We start from the raw sequence: 904 nt of genomic DNA, 5'->3' as shown, positions 1-904 counted from the left end.
TCTTGCATTAATCTCTGCAAGCGCTCGGGATAAAAAAAATCTTCTGGACGCAAATCTATCCCATGATCACGTGCGTAGGTTAATAACTGCGCTTGATAAATTGAAGGAAACAATCCATTAGAACCACCCTTCTCTTTAGAATAAGTGATACGATAAACAGCACCTTTACATTTCTTCAAAATACGCGAAACGTTAACAGCCCCCCCTAGATATTTTATTATAGTATACGCAGGTTCTTTTTTCATAAAGATAAAATTTCATATTTTATGAATTTTATCAAGATAAAATTTCATATTTTTTTTATTGATTTTTCATTTCATATGAAAGACTTTGTATTTTATGGAATCAGATCAGTTAAAGGTATGGCTTAATGCGCAATTAGCTAAAAATGGTCATGGTAGTAAGAAAATGCTAGCCAAGCATTTAGGAGTGTTACCATCTACCTTAACTAGTATGTTGCATGATTCAGGTACAAAAAGATCAATAAAAGCAAGTGAATTAATAGAAATTATTGATTTTTTTGGCGAAATCCCCCCTTTTCTAATCAAAGAATCTGAACAGTTTATTCAACTGTATTATCAAGCAAATCCCGAAGTTCAGAAAGCTGTTTTAACGATTCTTCAGAATTCTTGTTCTTCAGACAAAAAATAATAGCAGCCATCACTTTTTTATCTCCACAATTCCAAAGTTTTTCTAACATTAGTTTATCCATAATTAACCTACACTTTATTAAAATTTCATATTTTCTGAATTTTTATATTGACAATTTTCATAAATAATGAAATATAAGTTCCATATCTTAGAAAATAACTTTTGCCAATAGGCTCTATGGAGGCATTTGTGACAAAACCAGTGTTTATAAAATCTGATGAAATTCTCTTAGTGATGTGCGAAAATGAAGAGC

The 904-nt window shown here is 30.6% G+C and carries 2 protein-coding genes; one reads left to right on the top strand and one right to left on the bottom strand.

What is annotated here, in order from left to right; translation table 11 throughout:
* Positions 1 to 245, bottom strand: a 245-nt coding sequence (locus ACFIKR_RS09470; protein WP_375659661.1) for a hypothetical protein, incomplete at its 3' end; no start/stop codon positions are given.
* Between the two features lie 94 nt (positions 246 to 339).
* Here ACFIKR_RS09470 and ACFIKR_RS09465 point away from each other — a divergent pair.
* Positions 340 to 651 carry an XRE family transcriptional regulator gene (locus ACFIKR_RS09465; protein ID WP_114647946.1) on the top strand — a complete coding sequence of 104 codons (312 nt, stop codon included), beginning with the start codon at positions 340 to 342 and terminating at the stop codon, positions 649 to 651.
* Positions 652 to 904: the final 253 nt, after the last annotated feature.

This window comes from Bartonella sp. MR30HLJHH, assembly GCF_042194195.1.
Classification (GTDB): Bacteria; Pseudomonadota; Alphaproteobacteria; order Rhizobiales; family Rhizobiaceae; genus Bartonella; species Bartonella grahamii.
Note: the sequence above shows the minus strand (reverse complement) of the source record. Positions and strands in the feature narration are given on the sequence as shown.

Excerpts from the sequence above, each read along its gene's own strand:
- ACFIKR_RS09465 (WP_114647946.1), top strand. The coding sequence starts at position 340 with ATGGAATCAGATCAGTTAAAGGTATGGCTTAATGCGCAATTAGCTAAA.